Source organism: Treponema maltophilum ATCC 51939 (assembly GCF_000413055.1).
Taxonomy (GTDB): domain Bacteria; phylum Spirochaetota; class Spirochaetia; order Treponematales; family Treponemataceae; genus Treponema_C; species Treponema_C maltophilum.
Genome location: NZ_KE332518.1, coordinates 2,288,487 through 2,305,259, shown reverse-complemented (window position 1 = coordinate 2,305,259; position 16,773 = coordinate 2,288,487). Strand labels below are relative to the sequence as shown.

Here is a 16,773-nt window from a genome sequence, read left to right as displayed (position 1 = left end):
CTTACTCTGAGGTTTGCGGTGCGGCTTCGCTTTCCGCAGGCTCCTCGGCTGCCGCCGGGCGGTCCTGCTTTATTTCTTCCCGTTCGGCGGTATTTGCGCTTGCCCTGCGGGAGCGGTAAAACAGCCTGACCGTTTCGACCGGCGATTTGTGCCGGAATTTTAAAAACAGGGTTTTTGTTTGCGCATTGTAAACGTATCCCGACGAATTATAGGTTTCAAAGCGCGGGTCTGTCCGGTACTGCAGCCCGTAAATCTCTATTGAACTGAACTGTTCTATACCGCTGAGAATCATATAATGCGTTTCTTCGGTCGGGAACAGCGTTTTGAATACGACGGTACCGTCATCTTCCTTTACATAGTCGATACTCGAAGCGACCGTCCACGCCCAAACGGGGTGGCCGTTTTCGGAACCGATAACGTCGATGTGCGGATAATAGAAGTTGTCTTCGGCTATGTACGGATACAAATCGGCTAAGGTGCGGCTGTCAAGCGACGCGACGTTTTCGAGCGCCGAAGATAAGAGGCAGGTGCCGCCGGCTTCCGTATTTTTGTTGCCGGTTGTTTTTCCGTAATAGCGCAAAGCGTGCGCGATTTTTGCCGTCAGCGCGCGGCTTATGCGGCTATCTTTGTCTTCAACATATAAAGTACCCGAATCGGACGGTTTGCAGGATTTTTCCAAGACCGAAACGCACCGGCTCAATACCGGAGCAAGCAGAGAAGCGTTTTCGGCGCGAGCCTTATGCAGCGCGGCATAGACGTCCAAAATGCCGGCGGCTTGCGCAACCGTCGGAGAAAAATCCGCTAAAGATGCCGGAAGATTGAGCAGAGCTGCCGTTTCCCGACTCGGCCGCTGCAAAAGCACAAAGGGCAGGCGGTCAAGCTCGAATACGTCCAAGTTGTTTTTTTCAAGCGAGTATTGAATGCGATACGAAATATTTTCCCGTTCCATAACGAGCGTTTGATTCATTTTAACCAATGTGTTAAAATACGGCGCGGTAAAATACGTGCGCTTGGTGCCGTCCGTAAAAGAAGGAGAAACGGAACCTATGCCGTCGTGATACGTTCCGCGCGCAAGGCATTCGGCCAAATAGGCGGCAACAAGCGGTTCGTTTATGTTTTCGGAACCGACGGAAGAAAAGTCTTCAAAAAGCTTTGTACGCGCCTGAGCGGCAAGAGCTTGCAGCGTTCCTTCCTGCGCCTTATCTGAACCGGCAATCGCAGCGAAGTTGAATTCTTTAACTTCTTCGTAAGGACTCAGCCGGACTTCCGGCAATGCGGCGCTTACCTGCACGTATTCGCCCGATAATGTTTGTGCCTGCAGGATCCGTGTTTCTGCCTTTGACTTTATCAGCGCGCGGGATTGACTTATATCCGTAACGCTGTAGGTTTCCGTTGTTTTATAAGGTATGGTAAGGGAAAGCGCCCGTGCGGGAAGATGTGCGCTCACATTCAGCTGATCGGAGTTGCCGTCGAAATGCAGCGAAACGCCTTCGGAAAAGAACAGCGTAAAGCTTGTTTTATCCTGTTCTTCCCAATTTTGCAGCACAAGCGGAATTTCCTTTTTCGCGGAAGTTTGCAAAACGAGCGGATTCGAATCCACCGCGTAGAGCGTCGCCGCTTTCGAGGCGGCGTAAAAACTGTTTTTTAAAAGCCGGCTTGCGCTCCCGCCCGCCGTTTGCGCATTCGCATAGGATAAACGAAGCTGAATCGTGCCGAAACTTTTGGAAACGGACAATTCATTTCTAAATTGGAGCATAAAAATGCCGAAAATAATAATACCGTAAAGAAGAGTTAACGTTATAAATTTACGAACGGGATTATGAGCCATTGTCTTAGTGTACCCAATGACGGCCTTAAAATCAACTCCCCGTAAAACACCGAAGGAAAAACGATGATAAAACACTTTCAAAAAACGTCAAAACCGCAGTCGCCGAACAGACTGCCGCACCGCAGTGTGCTTTGCTGCCTGTTCTGCAGCCTCACGGTCTTCATCATTTTGTCTTGTAAAACCGTACCGCCCGACGAAAACGCACCGGCTCCTTCGCCGCAGACGGAACAAATACAAAAAGAACGGCCGACTGTGCCTTCTCAGCAAAAGCCGGTAAAATCTTCCTCTTTTTCGCCCGAAAGTTTTACCGAAAAACTGCAAAGCCTGCTGCAAAAAGGCGACACGAAAAAAGCCCTCGCCGCATTCGACTCGATTCCGGCCGCATACAAAGACGATCCGGGCTTAAACTACCTTCACGCTTCGCTGTTGCTTTCCGCAGGCGACCTCGCGCTCGCACGCGAAAAAACCGACCGTTTGCTGCAAAAAGATCCCGGTAACGAAGACGCGCGGCTTTTAAGCGCGATGATCGCAAAGGCGTCCGGCGACACAAAAAAAAGCACGGACACGATAAAATCGATTCTCCAAACAAATCCCAAAAACGCCGACGCAAACGCCGCCCTTGCCGAAAGCTTTATGCTTGCGCGCAATTTTAAGCAGGCGAATCTGTATTTTAAAAAAGGTGTGGAAGCCGACCCGAAACACGAGGCGAGCCTGCTCGGTTTTGCGCAAACAAGCTGGTACTTGGGGCAAACCGATAAGGCAAAAGAAACCTTATTAAAACTTACCGAAATAAATCCGAAAAACGCAATGGCGTGGTCGTACCTCGCCAAGCTCGCCGACGAAAGCAGAAGCTATTCGCAAGCGCTTGAATACATACAAAAAGCGCTCGAATACGATAAAGATTATTATTACCATTGGCTCGACGCCGGCTCTTATTATTTGGGCTTAAATAAATATAAAGAAGCCGAAGACGCGTGGACGCGGGCGATTAAAATCGAACCGGATTATTTTTTAGCCTACGCATACCGGGCTTCTTTGCGCGACGAGCAAAAAAAATATGCCGATGCACTTAAAGATTACCGCGACGTTATCCGCTGCAATCCCAAATATTATTATGCGTACGAGTCGGTCGCCATGCTTGCCTGGCGCGACGGTAATTGGCAAGAATCGCTCGACTATTTTTTAAAAGCGTACGAAAGAAACCCTCAAAACGTATCATACCAACTGATGATTTCCGCCTGCTACCAAAAAATGAGCAATACGGCGGCAAATAAGGAATTTTTATCGAAGGCGATGAGAGGGCAGGACAAACAAAGCCTTGACTATCTTATGCTCAGATTGTACTACGACGGCTTGGCCGATTCGGCCGTATTGAATAAGGTCGTCAACAATAACAGCAGAACGACAAAGGGCAAAATGCTTTTTTACATGGCGCTTTTTTACGAATTGAAGGGCAATAAGACGCTTGCGAACAAATTATATCTTGAAGTTGCCGACATGGACTCGCCGCTGTTTTTTGAATACAAATTGACGCAGTGGGCCGTCGAAAAAATGAAACCCGAAGACAAGCAGGTCGCACAATGAAACAAAATATAAAAACGCTGCACTTTAAAGACCGCGAAATTATTTTAGTCGGGACGGCTCATATTTCCAAAGAAAGCATGGAAGAAGTCGATAAAACCGTTCGGGACACGCTGCCCGACTGCGTCGCCGTCGAATTGGACGAACAGCGCTACGAATCGATAAAATCGCCGGAAGCGTGGAAAAACCTCGACATCGTAAAAGTCCTAAAAGAAAAACGTGGCTTTATTATGCTGGCCAATTTGGTGCTCGGCTCGTTCCAGCGGAGAATGGGAGCCGATGTCGGCGTAAAGCCCGGCGACGAAATGCGCTCGGCGCTGACCGTTTCCGAAGAGCTGGGCATTCCGGTCGCGATGGTGGATCGTCCCATTCAAACGACGCTCAGGCGCGCATGGGCGAAAAATTCGCTGTGGGGCAAATTAAAGCTTTTATCGGCCCTGTTTGCCGCCGCCTTCGAAAAAGAAGAGATTTCGGCCGAACAAATAGAAAGTCTTAAAAGCTCAAACGAAATGGATTCCATGATGGACGAATTGGCCGGCTATTTGCCGACGGTAAAAGAAGTCCTTATCGACGAACGCGACCGATACCTTGCCTCGCACATATGGAACTGCAAGGGAAAAAAAGTTTTGGCGGTTTTGGGTGCAGGGCACCTTCCCGGCGTCGAAAAATTCCTTAACGGCATAGCGTCCGGAGAAAAAAATTGCGACACCGCCGACATAGAAGAGGTTCCCGCCGCGGGAGTCGGTGCAAAGATTGCAGGCTGGATTTTCCCCGCCCTTTTGATCGCGTTGATTGCCGCCGGCTTTTTTACCGGCGGCGCGAAAACCTCCTTCGACATGCTTATTTCCTGGGTTTTGTGGAACGGCTCTCTTGCCGCGCTCGGTACGCTTTTGGCGCTGGGGCACCCGCTCGCGATTATCACCGGTTTTGTCGGTGCGCCGTTGGGCACGCTGAACCCCTTTCTCGCGGTGGGCTTGTTCACCGGCCTTGTGCAGGCATGGGTGCGCAAGCCGAAAGTCGAAGATATGGAACACCTTGTCGACGACGCTTCTTCGCTGAAAGGGCTGTACAAAAACCGCATCGGGCGCGTACTGTTGGTGTTCTTTTTGTCGAGTTTGGGCGGATCGATAGGCAATTTTATCGCCGTCCCCGCTCTTATCGGTTCTTTGCTGCACTGAAACGATTATGGGAGGTACGCGATGAAAAGGAAAATCGCTTTTTGTTTGGCATATTGTTTATTTGTGTCAGATTTTCCGTAATTGCGGAAACACCGGTCATGGCGCTTGACGACACTTCGGAGCAACATGCCGAAAATATTACGAATATACTCAAAGCGTCGGGCTTAAAAAAAAGTTTCGAACAAATCCGTACGGAATCGGCTTACCTTTCTTTTGCCCTACGCCTTGAATTTTGATGAGGCCGTCCAAAAAGTAACCGACTTTTTAGAAAACCGCGATTTCAGCCGAACAGGTTTTTTACAAGCGCCTGAATGTCGCCGACGTACGCGATACCGTCTTCTTTTTCGGGACCCAAACAGCGCGTAAAACCGAGCGCTTGAGCGGCTTTGGCGCGCTGCTTTAAGCGGTTTACGGGGCGAATCTCGCCCGCAAGGCTCAATTCGCCCGTTACCGCCGTCTTTTCCGGGGGGGGAATGTCCGTGCGTGCGGAATACAGTGCCGCCGCCAAAGCCGCATCTATGGCGCTTTCGGTCAAGCGTACGCCGCCTGCAACGTTTATATAAATATCCTGATCACTGAAGCACAATCCTACACGTTTTTCCAAAACCGCGGCGACGCGGCTTACGCGCGCGCCGTCGATTTTATCCGAATAGACGCGCGTTAAAGCGGCTTTTGCGGGAACGGTAAGCGCTTGAAGTTCAACCATAAAAACGCGGCTGCCCTCAAAAACGGGAACAACGGCCGTTCCCGCCGGAATGGATCCCGTTCTGCGCACGATAAACATCGTTGAAGGATCCTCTACCGGGCACAGCCCCTTTTCGGTCATTGAAAAAATTCCCAATTCATCCACAGAGCCGAACCTGTTTTTAAGCGATCGCAAAAAACGGACGCGGTCGTCGTTTTGCTCAAACGAAATAACCGTATCCACCAAGTGTTCGAGCGCTTTGGGGCCGGCAATCGAACCGTCTTTTGTAACGTGCGCGCTCATAAAGAGCACGGCGTCGCGCTCTTTTACCCACAAAGTCAATTCGGCGGCACAGTATTTTAATTGATTGATCGTACCCGGAACGGCACCCGCTTCGGGAGAAAAAACGGTTTGTATGGAATCGACGATGACACACACGGGATTGAGCGCGTTCAATGCGTTTTCGATATCTTCCAAACGGTTCGTACACAGGATTTCGATGCCGCCGTTTTTTAAGCCGAGCCTGTCGGAACGAAGCCGTATTTGCGAGGCGGCCTCTTCGCCGGAAACATACAAAACGCGCCCCGCGCTCCCTTCTTTGCACACGGAAGCGGCCGTCTGAATAAGTAAGGTGGATTTTCCGATGCCCGGCTCGCCCCCGATAAGAACGGCGGAACGCTTTACCGCGCCGCCGCCCAACACGCGGTCGAATTCTTCCATACCGGTGGAAAGACGCGCACCCAAAACGGGATCTATTGCGCTCAGGGGCAGCGGCTTTACCCGCTCGCGCCCCCCGATGCTTCGGCTTGCCGAAGACTGCGCATCGTCCGACGTACATTCGGCAAGCGTGTTCCACTCGCCGCAGTCGGGACAGCGCCCCATCCATCGCGGCTGAGCGTACCCGCACGAAGTACATTTAAAAAATGTCGAAGCAGCTTTTCTTTTTACCATAAGACTTCTCCTATCCTGATTATAGGAGCACTCAGTCTTTTTTCTATAAAAAATTTCATTTCGTTATTTTGCATAACGGGTTTTGTCATCTTTCAGCGGTAGGAACGGTACACGGCGGGAGCCCGAGGGCGGGACGCTTTGAGCGTTCCGCTCGGGTTATTGCACTCTAAAAGCTCAACCGCGGCAAGAGCCTCGGAGATCCCGCCATGAAACCCGTTATGCAAACTATTTCGTGTATTTTCGCTTTACCTTGCGCGTCGTTGTCATTTCAAGCGGTTCGTCCAAAATAGTTATTTTGGAAATACGCGCGTAGGTCGGAAGGTTTTTATTAACCTTATCGATAATGTCTTTTACCGCATCGTATATCGGATCCACGGCATCGTCGGAACCGCGAATCACATTCAGCCGCTTGAACAAATCATCCGAAGCGTACACCAAAGCTTCAATGCCTTCGGACTTCATCGCCGCATCCTGCAAATAACCCTGTATCGTTATCTGTTCTATGTCGGTAAAAAGTTGGAATGCGTTTTCGATTTCTTCGGGGAAAACGTTTTTGCCGCCTTCGGTAACAATGAGGTTTTTTGCGCGGCCGGCAAGGTACAGGTAATGTTCGGAATCGAGTTTTCCCAAATCGCCCGTTTTAAACCAGCCGTCGGGAGTGAACACATCGGCGGTTTCTTTTTCCATTTTGTAGTAGCCTTGCATAACCATCGGGCCTTTAACGATAACTTCGCCGATGCCGTTTTCGTCCGGATCGAGAATTTTCATTTCCATGTACGGATGGAAAAAGCGGCCGACGCTTTCGATTTTAAAATGTTCTTTCGGATTCAGCGCGATAATCGGAGACGTTTCGGTAAGTCCGTAGCCTTGAATAAAATCGATGCCCAATTCCTGATACATGCGGAATACGCTTGCCGCAAGGGGCCCTCCGCCGGAAATCGCAATGCGGATTGTGCTTATGCTGGCTTTTTCCAACACGGCTTTAAACATCTTTTTACCCGGGTTGACGCCCGTAATTTTTTTGATCATGTAAGAAATGCCCATGAGCATACGGATGATGCCGTATACGATAAAGCCTTTTTCTTTAATGCCCTTTAAGATGCCCGCAAGCAGTTTGTTGAATAAAAGCGGAACACCCAAAAGCATGGTGATTTTGCCTTCACGCAATTCTCTGAGCATGCGCGACACGGCCATGCTTTTCGCAAACACGAGTTCGGCGCCGACGGACAACGATTCGATAAAAACGGCCTGCATCGTATACGAGTGGTGAATCGGCAAAAGCGCATAAAAAACGTCCGTTTCGAATATTTGCAAATTCGTTTGCGCAATGTAACAGTCGGAAACGAGGTTTTTATGCGACAGCATAACGCCTTTCGGAGTCCCCGTCGTTCCGGAAGTGAACAAAATAGCGGCGGTGTCGTTTTCTTCAGCCGGCTTTATGTCGCTTTTTTTATCGGTTTTTAAATCGTAGACATAGGTGTCGGCGAATTTGGGAGTCAGCGAATAGACTGCAAGTTTCGATTTATCCGTGTTCGATTTAAAATGTTCGTAGCGTTCTTCGTCCACAAAAAAGATTTTCGGGTCGGAAGCCCGCAAAAGATTTTCGATTTCTTTTTCATGCAGCGCGTAATCGATCGGAACGATGACGGCTCCGGCAAACAGGGCGCCCACGTACACGGTTGCCCACTCGGGAGAGTTTTTTCCGGAAACCGCAACACGGTCGCCCTTTTTTACTCCCTGCGCCGCCAGCCATTGGGCCAGCCGTTCGACTTTTTCCAATACTTCATTATAAGTGTGTGTGTGTTTTTCCTGTTCAAAAACGGTGAAACACGGGCGGTTCCCGAAGCGCTTTACGGAAATGCGGAACATTTCCGGCAGCGTGGGCCATTCCCCTTTAAAATCCGTTCCGCGGTACGCGTCCAAAAACGCCCACGGCTTACGGTCTGTTACGGCTTTGCTCATATGGGTATCCTCTTAGATAATCGATATTGGGTTTATTATACACGCTTTTTAGGTTTTTGTCATTATAAATAATCGCAAACTTTAAATATATGTGAAATTTCCGGTGAACGATGCACGGATACCTTGACCCGAAGCCTTTCTTTTACTATAATGAACCATTATGAACGTGCCAACTTAGCTCACTTGGCAGAGCAGCTCATTCGTAATGAGCAGGTACAGGGTTCGATTCCCTGAGTTGGCTTTTCCCCAGACAGTTTATGCGCCTTCTCCGACGATCCGCGGCATGTGCCCTTTGTAAAATTCGCGGGTGCCACCGCGTCTGTCTATTTCGTTTTGTATGCACACGCGTACGTACTCGGCGAAGACTCTGACCGCTTTGAGATCCGTTTTGCCGGTTGCGGGATTTTTGCAGTTAAAGCGTGAAGGATGCACCGCATCGAGCACATAAAGCCGCACGCGCGGTTTGGGCGTTTTGCCGCCGCTGCTTATAAAAACGGTTGCCAAAGGCACGACGGGAATATCCAATTCGGCGGCGATTAAAAAAGCGCCCGCATGAAAGGGGAACACATCCTGATTTTGTACATAGCATTCGCCTTCGGGGTACAGATGGATAAAGCGGCGGTGAGTCAAGCCTTTTGCGCATTCTTTGGGCAGATTGAACATGGACCGAATGCTCGGCGGAACGGGAACGCCGCCTAAAAGCCGGCACAGCGTTCCGAGAAACGGAACAAGCACGACGCTTTCCAAAAGCGTATGATAGGCGCAGCGCGGATACACTGCCGCCGACATCAAAACGGGATCGAGAAAGGTCGTGTGGTTCGATACCAAAACGGCTTTTTTCAGTTTTTGCAGCTTGGTGCGCCCGAAGATTTTCGAGCCGTAAAGAATCTTATATACCGCATATGCCAAAACTTCCAAAGGGTAAAAAGTCAGCGCCGATGCAATACGAAAAAAAAGGCTTGTGTCTATGAGCGGGCGCCCTTTTTTGTAGGCCATCAGTAAACCATCCTACCCTTCCATTCATAGCCCTTTTTGAACACGGAACGTCGCCAGGATATGAACGCAATATATAAAATATTTACAAAAATCAGCGGATAGATAAACGCGTGCTTCCAGTTTACGCCCTGTGTCGTAAAAACGATTACCCATGTGCCGCCGACCAAAAGCATGTTGATCCACAGCGCGGCAAGCGTAAACGTAAAAGCTTTAGCCGCAAGCACCGTATAGATGCTTAACCCGATCGTTAAAAATGGCGGCAGGGCTAAAAAGATAAACACGCCGATAACGGCCAGCACGAGGATAATGTTGTTTTTGTTCATAAAATCGAAGATGTTTTTACTTATACCGTTGACGCAGCTTTGCCACGATGTGTACATTCGGCACATGGCCGCATCTTTCAGATTAAGAAAAACGGTTTTATAGCCGTGTTTTTTCATTGCACGCGCAAGGAAAACGTCTTCGGTCGTTTTGTCTTTGACCAAATCAAAGCCGCCGCAAGCCATGAACGAAGCGCTTTTTACGCAAATATACTGACCGATGGCTACGGCCAAAGCCGAAGACTTACCCCACTTGCACACCCACAGCGGCAAAATAAAACCGCTCAGCAAATAGAGCGAAGGAACCGTCGCTTTTTCGCCGAGCGTTTTTGTTTTTTGCGTTATATAGCCTGACAAAAAGTCAACCTTATGATAGAGAATGTTCGTAATCGCAAGAGAAACGGAAGACGACGAGTGAACGGTGTCGGCGTCCGTAAACAGCCAATATTCGCCCTTCGCTTTGCCGCACAGCTGCTTCATTGCGAACACCTTGCCCCGCCAATCTTCCGGCAGCGCTTTGCCGGAAAAAACCTTCAATTTGTCCGGATACAAGGCTTGCAGTTTATTCAACAATTCGCGGGTTTTGTCGGTCGAATTGTCGTCCAGCACGAGTACTTCATAATTTTTATATGTTTGATGCATGAGCGATTCTATACACGGCACAATATGTTCTTCTTCGTCGCGGGCGGGCACCAAAACCGACACAAGCGGGCCGTCGGTCAATTCGGCCCTGCGGGTTTCTTTTCCCATCCATAAAGCGTTGATTGTCGCCAAACAAAAAAAATATGCGCCGAGTGCGATGATAATCCAGTCGAATGCAACAATCACAAAAGAAGTCATGGCGCTTTCCTTTTTGCCGAAATCTGCTCTTGCAGCGAAAGAGCGAAAAAGTTCGTCGGGTAGACTTCGAGCGCTTTTTGAATCCACGGCAGCGCATCGTCGTATTTTCCCTGCTGAATATACACATAGGCAAGGGCGCTCGTTATATTGAACAGATCGTCGTTTTCGAGCCTTATGCCGCTTGTATCCAAAATCTCCTGCATTTCTTTTATACCGCGCCGGTAATTATTGAACGGGCTGGGTGCGTAAATATGCTGCGCCGACAACAAATAACGGGCAGCGCCGTTTTTAGGATCGGCGTCGAGCACTTGCTTTGCGATTTTGCCGACTCTCAGTCCGTTTGCAAGCGCATATGAAGTCGGTTTTACGGCACAGTTTTGCGAAAGACTTTCGCCTTGTATGAGCAGGGCTTCGGGGCCTTGGCGAAGTACAAGGGCTTTTTCGGCATTTTCCAGCGAGCGGTCGTAAAAAGAAGCGGCTTCGGTTTTGTTTTGGGCGTAGCTGTAACTTCTGCCCATATAATAATCGAGGCGGGATTGTGCAACGTACATATCGTAATCGCTGAGGGAAGCGAGAATATCCGCCTTTGTTTGCTCATATAAGGCGCGCAAAGATTCGTGATTTAAAGGATCGGCATACATCGCATCACGAAAAGCCGCGAGAGAAGCGGGCTTTAATTCGGTCGGAAGAGCGCGCTGGGCATAACAGTATACGGCGCAGCACAAGGCGGCGCACGTAAACGCACACAATCTTTTAAAAACTTTCATCGGCATTACTATACAGAATGACAATAGAAAAAACAAGTGTCAAACTGTGCCGCGCGGCGCGCCCGGCGCAGGCGGATTCGGTATAAACGGGAAACGGTAAACAAGAAATTGCCCGTGTAATCAACAGTAAAACAATAAAGGCTGTGTACTTTTTTGTACGCAGCCTTTATTTCCCCATCTTATTTTCTCTCAAAAAGAAGATTTGGAGCCTGGGTAAAATATAATTTTTCCTCTTTAATCCCATAATCTACTTTTCCTTTTTGAGTTTGAATATAGGTATCGGTTACAGCCAAAATCTCTTCAGTAGTTGTTTTAGTACCATCTTTAACGGCTTGTTGATATGTTGAATTCCGACACACCATTTCTGTTGTCCAGTTTTTTCCGGAAAACACATGTTTGGCTTTAAATTCAAAAGAATAAGCCGGCGATTTACCGGAAGGATCTGCTTCGATTGTTACTGTAATAAATTTACCACTATCATATCCCTCCGTTTGCCATGTGCCGATAAGACGTGCAAGATAATCGACTTGAGCGGGAGTGTTATTGTTCGGATTGCCGCCTGCAGGACTCGGGCAACCGGTCAGCACAAGTGCTGCCGCAATGATAGCTAATAATACTAATTTTTTCATAAGGTTTCTCCTTTTATCGTTGTTTATATAGATTACATCTGTTTCAAAGGGCAGCCGTTTTGTCGTGCCCAACGAAGAACGCTGTTCATTCTTTTTTGATAGCCCTTAGCTCCTCTGCTTTGCAGCCATGCGAGGTTATCAATATCAATTCGAAATGTTACGGCTTTTTTCATCGGCTTCCAGTATTTAAAATGTCCGCGCGCAAAATCCTCTTCCGTAAGTTCCGGGATATCATCAAAATTGATTCCTTTAGCTCTGATTTCAGCCACTTTTTCAGCCGTTAATTTCTCTGCAGTATGCGTCATAAATATTTTTCTCCTTCGGCGATGCAAGCCGCGCTGAAATTATGTGTATAAGATCCTTCTCGGTATAGCTTACCGCTACAACGAAAAGTTTATTTGTACACCCGAGTCCGAAATATCTATCCTCATTCAATTTTGAGTGTTTGCTGTCATAAATCTCATAAAAATTCGCATCATCGAATATATCAAGAATTTGTTCGAACGAAAAGCCATGATTTATTACATTCTGTTCATCTTTTTTTTGTCCACTTTATATAAATTCAAATACGTGGTATACTGCCGGTAATTCAATTGGACATTTCGGAAAACTCGCTTTTAGCGATTTCTCCGAAATGTCGCCGAGTTTTAACTCGCTGTATTATCGCGAGTTAAAACATCACATTTATAGAGTTACCTCTAAAAACTGCAGTTTTTAGAGGTTCCCAATTAAAAAAGAAGGGCGCTTATGAAAAAGAGAGCATTGGTAAGTGTATTCGACAAAAACGGTATACAGGATTTATGCACCTTTTTGCATACGCACGGCTGGGAAATTCTTTCCACCGGAGGAACGGCCGCCTACCTAAAAGAACACGGCATTCCCGTAACCGATATAAGCTCGGTTACCGGTTTTCCCGAATGTCTTGACGGAAGGGTAAAAACACTGCACCCCGCAGTCCATGCCGGCCTTTTGGCACGCCGCGATGACAGCGCACACATGGGCACGATCGAAAAACTGCACATCAGCCCCATCGACCTTGTATGCGTCAATTTGTATCCTTTTTTCGAAAAGGTACAAGCCGGCCTTGATTTTGCCGACACAATAGAATTTATAGATATAGGCGGGCCGGCCATGCTGCGATCGGCGGCAAAAAACTTTAAAGACGTTATTGTGCTCACCGAACCCGCCGATTACCAAGCGGTGCAGGATGAACTGGAAAAAAAAGATGTCGGTTTTGAATTGCGCCGTATGTTGGCGGGAAAAGCGTTCAATTTGACTTCGGCATACGATGCGGCGGTTTCGCGTTTTATGCTTGCAGCGGGGAAAGAAGACGATGCGCCGAATTTTCCTTCATATTATACCGTTCCGCTCCTAAAAAAACAGGAACTGCGCTACGGCGAAAACGCGCATCAAAAAGCCGCTTTGTACGTATACGCGGACAAAATCGGCAGTTTCGGCGCAATGCGGCAACTGCAGGGAAAAGAACTGTCGTACAATAATATGCGCGACTTGGACATTGCATGGAAAACGACCTGCGCATACAAGCGCTATGTAAACGCCGAAAACCCCTTCGTCGTTGCGCTTAAACACAATACGCCCTGCGGCGCCGCCGAAGGTACGTCGATCGCCGATGCGTATACGCGCGCGTTCGACTGCGATCCGGTGTCGATATTCGGCGGCATTCTCGGCTGTTCGGTATGCGTCGACGAAGAAGCGGCAAAGCGCATGAGCGACTGCTTTTTGGAAGTTATCGCCGCGCCCGATTTTACCGAAGAAGCGGTGCGCATTTTTTCCGCAAAAAAGAACCTCCGCCTCGTGCGTATGGATTTGCCGGTACAAAAATCGTTTGAAATGCTGTCGGTTGACGGCGGCGTTTTGGTACAAACGGGCGACGAAGATTTGTTCGATTCGTGGCGCGTTGTAACGAAGGCACAGCCGAGCGAAACGCACAAAAAAGAAGCCGCTTTCGGCATGACGGTTGCAATGTTCGCAAAATCGAACGCGATTGTCGTCGTTAAAGATGCGGCGGCAATCGGCATAGGCAGCGGCCAAACAAACCGCATTTGGGCGGCACAGCAGGCGTTGGCACACGCAAAGGCCATTACCGACGCGGCGGGAAAAACGCCCGCCGAAGTGCTTATCAGCGACGCTTTTTTCCCGTTCGCCGACTGCGTCGAAACGGCCGCAAAATACGGCATAAAGACAATCATTCAGCCCGGCGGCTCCATACGCGACGAAGAATCAATCGCCGCCGCGGACAAAGCCGGTATCGCCATGGTGTTTACCGGCCGGCGGCACTTTAAACATTGACGGGGCCGGCGAAAAAGTAACAAACTTTTGCGACATCCCCGCCGATACTTAGTAAGGATAAATCATGTTGTACTATCTTGCATCTTACATTGTGAACTTTTTCGGGCCGCTCAGACTTTTGCAGTCTTACGCAGTGCTTATTTCCCTTGCGCTGTATACGGGCTTTGTCGCCGTATACGTGCTGCTTCCGCGCTGCTACGCTTTTTTGCCCGAAGACCGCGGGCGCGAATTTACCGTGAATGCGGCGGCCGCAAAGGGAAAACCGACCGGAAGCGGCGTCGTTTTTATCAGTGTTTTTGTCGCGGCGGCCGCCATTTTCGCCCCGCTCGACCTTTTGCAGCTGTGCATGCTTGCGCTTACGTGGCTGACCATGCTTACCGGCTTTTTGGACGACCGCAGTACGGTCAGCTGGGGCGAATACAAAAAAGGCGCTCTGGATCTCGCGATTTCGGTTACCGCTGCCGTCATTTTGTATGTTTTGAACCCCGAACGCATGAGCGGCGGGCACGTACAGTTTTGGCTTCCGTTTATAACCGACCCGGTGTCCGTTGCGGCGCCCGTGTACATTGCCGTTGCGACGCTCCTTTTATGGACGTCGATCAATACGACAAACTGCACAGACGGGGTCGACGGGCTTTCAAGCACCCTGGTACTTATCGCGCTCATTACAATGGGCTCCCTGTTTTACTTTGTATTGGGACACAAAGACATTGCGGCGTACCTGCTCATTCCGCACTTGGCGGACGGCGCGGGCTGGGCAATCATCACCTTTTCGCTTGCCGGCGTTCTTATGGGCTACCTGTGGCACAACGCCTATCCGAGCAAGGTTCTTATGGGAGATGCGGGAAGCAGGGCGCTGGGTTTTTTTATCGGCGTATGCGTTTTGGTAAGCGGCAACCCGTTTTTAATTTTTGCAACCTCGTCGGTTATCTTTTTGAACGGCGGAACGGGCTTGCTCAAGGTCGCCCTGCTGCGCTTTTTCAAAATCCGCATATTCGATTCCGTGCGTTTTCCGCTGCACGACCATATGAGTAAAAACCGCAAATGGTCGCCCGCACAAATACTCGTTAAATTCATGATTTTGCAAGTGCTCGTTACGATTGCCGTTTTGGGCATCATACTGAAAGTGCGTTGAACGGCTCAAGTCGTTCTTGTACGTAATTGCCTTACCGCTTTAACGCGCAGTAAAGGCTGTTATTATCGCAAGTCTTCTCATGCATACAGAGTGAACGAAAAGTGCCGCTTGAAATTTTTTGCGAAAATCCCCGGCTCCTTGCCGTTATTCGGCTCTTATGGTATGCTTTATGTATGAAACGAGCCTTATCGGTCTGCCTGCTTATTTTTGCACTTTTTTGTACGTCCGCTTGCAGCGGAAAAATGGGGTACGGCGTTGTGCTGTGGTCGATTCCGGAACACGGCCTTTTTGACGGAACCGTCGTGCCCGTATATGTGCGTTCAAACATCGGCAAAGTATACATCATCGGAATTCCCGGTTCCAAACAAAAAATCGAAGTGCCGTTGTGGCGCATTACCGACCCCGAATCAAAGGGAAAAGCGCTTAAAACGGCGCAGCGCCTTGCCGAATACCGTCGTCAATATGCGGTTGCGGCTTTGGACGGGCTTCCGATCCGTACTGAACCGGTCAATACGGCAAAACAAGTGTACCGGCTCCGGCTCAACGAAGTTATAAAAGTTTTGTACAAGGGTGAAGGGCAAGCCGTTATGGCGGGAAACACGCCGCTTGAGGGGATCTGGCTCAGAGTGCTCACCGAAGACGGAAGTTCCGGCTGGTGCTTTTCGTACAATTTACGCCTTTTCGACGAACGCAACGGCGTTCATGCGGCGCTTCAACCGGCAGCGGAAGAAAAAGACGAACTTTTGGAAGAAGTTTTAAAAACCGAATGGGTGCCCGAATATTACAAAAGCATCATTGCGTCCGGAAAAATCGATACGGACAGAATTAAAAGCGAATACGGATTCGATACGGGCGCGGATTCGGGCTTCGTTTCGATTTCCGTACCGGAACTGTCCGCCAAAGCAGCGTACAAGGGAACGGCAAAAACCGGCGAAAACACGTATACCTTTACCGGCACATCATTTGCAATGACCGTTCTTTCGCCGTCGTCCGTTACCGTTCAGTACACGGGGCAAGACGGTCTGCCCGTATCCTACACTTTTATCTCTTTGGAACAAAGCGGTGTCGTGCAGTTTGTATCTTTGTCGCAAAGCGTACAAGGCGAAAACGGTTTTGTAGACGGCTCGGACGAACGGAAAGACGAACCGAAAAAAGAAGACTGCGTTGCAGCCCTTATCGAAAATGAAAATCGTCGCCGCACGGAGCAATACCGCAGACTTTCGTCGTTCGGTCCCGTGTTCGTAAGTTCGAATTACGGCACGTTGCAGCTGAATGAAAACGGCAGTTTTATGTGGCGGAATTTCAAACCGGCAATAACTTCGGAAATCCTTCCGCAATCGCTGAATAGGGAAAGCACCCTGCGCGGTACGGTACGCATAAAGTATTTCGTTTCGAACGCGCTCGAAACTCAGTTCGACGGCGTGCTGACTTTTGCGATTAAGGGCATCGAAGACGAAGTGAATTTTCTCTACAAAACCGAAGAAACCGGTTTGCGCCTGGAAGACATGCGCGGCGCTTCCGTGCGGAACGGCGTCGTGCAGTCGCGAAGCGGCAATCCGTCGGTTTTGTTTTTTGCAAAACAGTAACGCGC

At 49.2% G+C, this 16,773-nt stretch carries 13 protein-coding genes, 1 tRNA gene and 1 pseudogene; 6 read left to right on the top strand and 9 right to left on the bottom strand.

What is annotated here, in order from left to right; all coding sequences use genetic code 11:
* Position 1: 1 nt before the first annotated feature.
* Entirely contained in the window at positions 2-1,756 is a 1,755-nt protein-coding gene (locus HMPREF9194_RS10630) for a hypothetical protein (protein ID WP_156828033.1), read from the bottom strand.
* Between the two features lie 135 nt (positions 1,757-1,891).
* Between HMPREF9194_RS10630 and HMPREF9194_RS10625 the strand changes: the two genes are divergently transcribed.
* Complete coding sequence (locus tag HMPREF9194_RS10625; protein WP_016526378.1) at positions 1,892-3,412, top strand: tetratricopeptide repeat protein; 1,521 nt, start codon at positions 1,892-1,894, stop codon at positions 3,410-3,412.
* Positions 3,409-4,587, top strand: coding sequence for a TraB/GumN family protein (locus tag HMPREF9194_RS10620; protein ID WP_016526377.1), 1,179 nt, complete (start codon positions 3,409-3,411; stop codon positions 4,585-4,587). The genes HMPREF9194_RS10625 and HMPREF9194_RS10620 overlap by 4 nt, the downstream gene beginning before the upstream one ends.
* A 280-nt stretch (positions 4,588-4,867) precedes the next feature.
* On the opposite strand, the gene radA is transcribed toward HMPREF9194_RS10620, so the two are convergent.
* Both radA and HMPREF9194_RS10610 read right to left on the bottom strand, forming a co-directional pair.
* Positions 4,868-6,223: a DNA repair protein RadA gene (gene radA, locus HMPREF9194_RS10615; RefSeq protein ID WP_016526375.1), complete on the bottom strand. Its 1,356-nt coding sequence runs from the start codon at positions 6,221-6,223 to the stop codon at positions 4,868-4,870.
* A gap of 225 nt (positions 6,224-6,448) precedes the next feature.
* Entirely contained in the window at positions 6,449-8,185 is a 1,737-nt protein-coding gene (locus HMPREF9194_RS10610; protein ID WP_016526374.1) for an AMP-dependent synthetase/ligase, read from the bottom strand.
* A gap of 168 nt (positions 8,186-8,353) precedes the next feature.
* On the opposite strand from HMPREF9194_RS10610, the gene HMPREF9194_RS10605 reads away from it, so the two are divergent.
* Positions 8,354-8,426, top strand: a tRNA-Thr gene (locus tag HMPREF9194_RS10605).
* Positions 8,427-8,440: 14 nt separating this feature from the next.
* Here the strand turns inward: HMPREF9194_RS10605 and HMPREF9194_RS10600 are convergent.
* The 6 genes and pseudogenes from HMPREF9194_RS10600 to HMPREF9194_RS12175 all read right to left on the bottom strand — a co-directional run.
* A complete protein-coding gene (locus HMPREF9194_RS10600) occupies positions 8,441-9,181 on the bottom strand; it encodes a lysophospholipid acyltransferase family protein (RefSeq protein ID WP_016526373.1) in 741 nt (246 codons plus the stop codon).
* Positions 9,181-10,341, bottom strand: a complete 1,161-nt coding sequence (locus tag HMPREF9194_RS10595) for a glycosyltransferase family 2 protein (RefSeq protein ID WP_016526372.1) — start codon at positions 10,339-10,341, stop codon at positions 9,181-9,183. The genes HMPREF9194_RS10600 and HMPREF9194_RS10595 overlap by 1 nt, the downstream gene beginning before the upstream one ends.
* A complete protein-coding gene (locus HMPREF9194_RS10590) occupies positions 10,338-11,108 on the bottom strand; it encodes a tetratricopeptide repeat protein (protein ID WP_040846341.1) in 771 nt (256 codons plus the stop codon). The genes HMPREF9194_RS10595 and HMPREF9194_RS10590 overlap by 4 nt, the downstream gene beginning before the upstream one ends.
* Before the next feature lie 179 nt (positions 11,109-11,287).
* Positions 11,288-11,737, bottom strand: a complete 450-nt coding sequence (locus HMPREF9194_RS10585; RefSeq protein ID WP_016526370.1) for a hypothetical protein — start codon at positions 11,735-11,737, stop codon at positions 11,288-11,290.
* 32 nt (positions 11,738-11,769) lie between these two features.
* The gene (locus HMPREF9194_RS10580) at positions 11,770-12,042 is read right to left on the bottom strand and encodes a BrnA antitoxin family protein (protein ID WP_016526369.1); all 273 of its coding nucleotides are present in this window, start codon (positions 12,040-12,042) and stop codon (positions 11,770-11,772) included.
* Positions 12,011-12,268 (bottom strand): annotated as a pseudogene (locus HMPREF9194_RS12175) (BrnT family toxin); the annotation flags it as partial. The pseudogene HMPREF9194_RS12175 and the gene HMPREF9194_RS10580, both read right to left, overlap by 32 nt.
* A 216-nt stretch (positions 12,269-12,484) precedes the next feature.
* Between HMPREF9194_RS12175 and purH the strand changes: the two are divergent.
* The 3 genes from purH to HMPREF9194_RS10565 all read left to right on the top strand — a co-directional run bounded on the left by purH (position 12,485) and on the right by HMPREF9194_RS10565 (position 16,768).
* Positions 12,485-14,047: a bifunctional phosphoribosylaminoimidazolecarboxamide formyltransferase/IMP cyclohydrolase gene (gene purH / locus HMPREF9194_RS10575; RefSeq protein WP_016526368.1), complete on the top strand. Its 1,563-nt coding sequence runs from the start codon at positions 12,485-12,487 to the stop codon at positions 14,045-14,047.
* A gap of 64 nt (positions 14,048-14,111) precedes the next feature.
* Positions 14,112-15,182 carry an MraY family glycosyltransferase gene (locus tag HMPREF9194_RS10570; RefSeq protein WP_016526367.1) on the top strand — a complete coding sequence of 357 codons (1,071 nt, stop codon included), beginning with the start codon at positions 14,112-14,114 and terminating at the stop codon, positions 15,180-15,182.
* Between the two features lie 173 nt (positions 15,183-15,355).
* On the top strand, positions 15,356-16,768 hold the full coding sequence (locus HMPREF9194_RS10565) for an SH3 domain-containing protein (RefSeq protein ID WP_156828032.1): 1,413 nt from the start codon (positions 15,356-15,358) through the stop codon (positions 16,766-16,768).
* Positions 16,769-16,773: the final 5 nt, after the last annotated feature.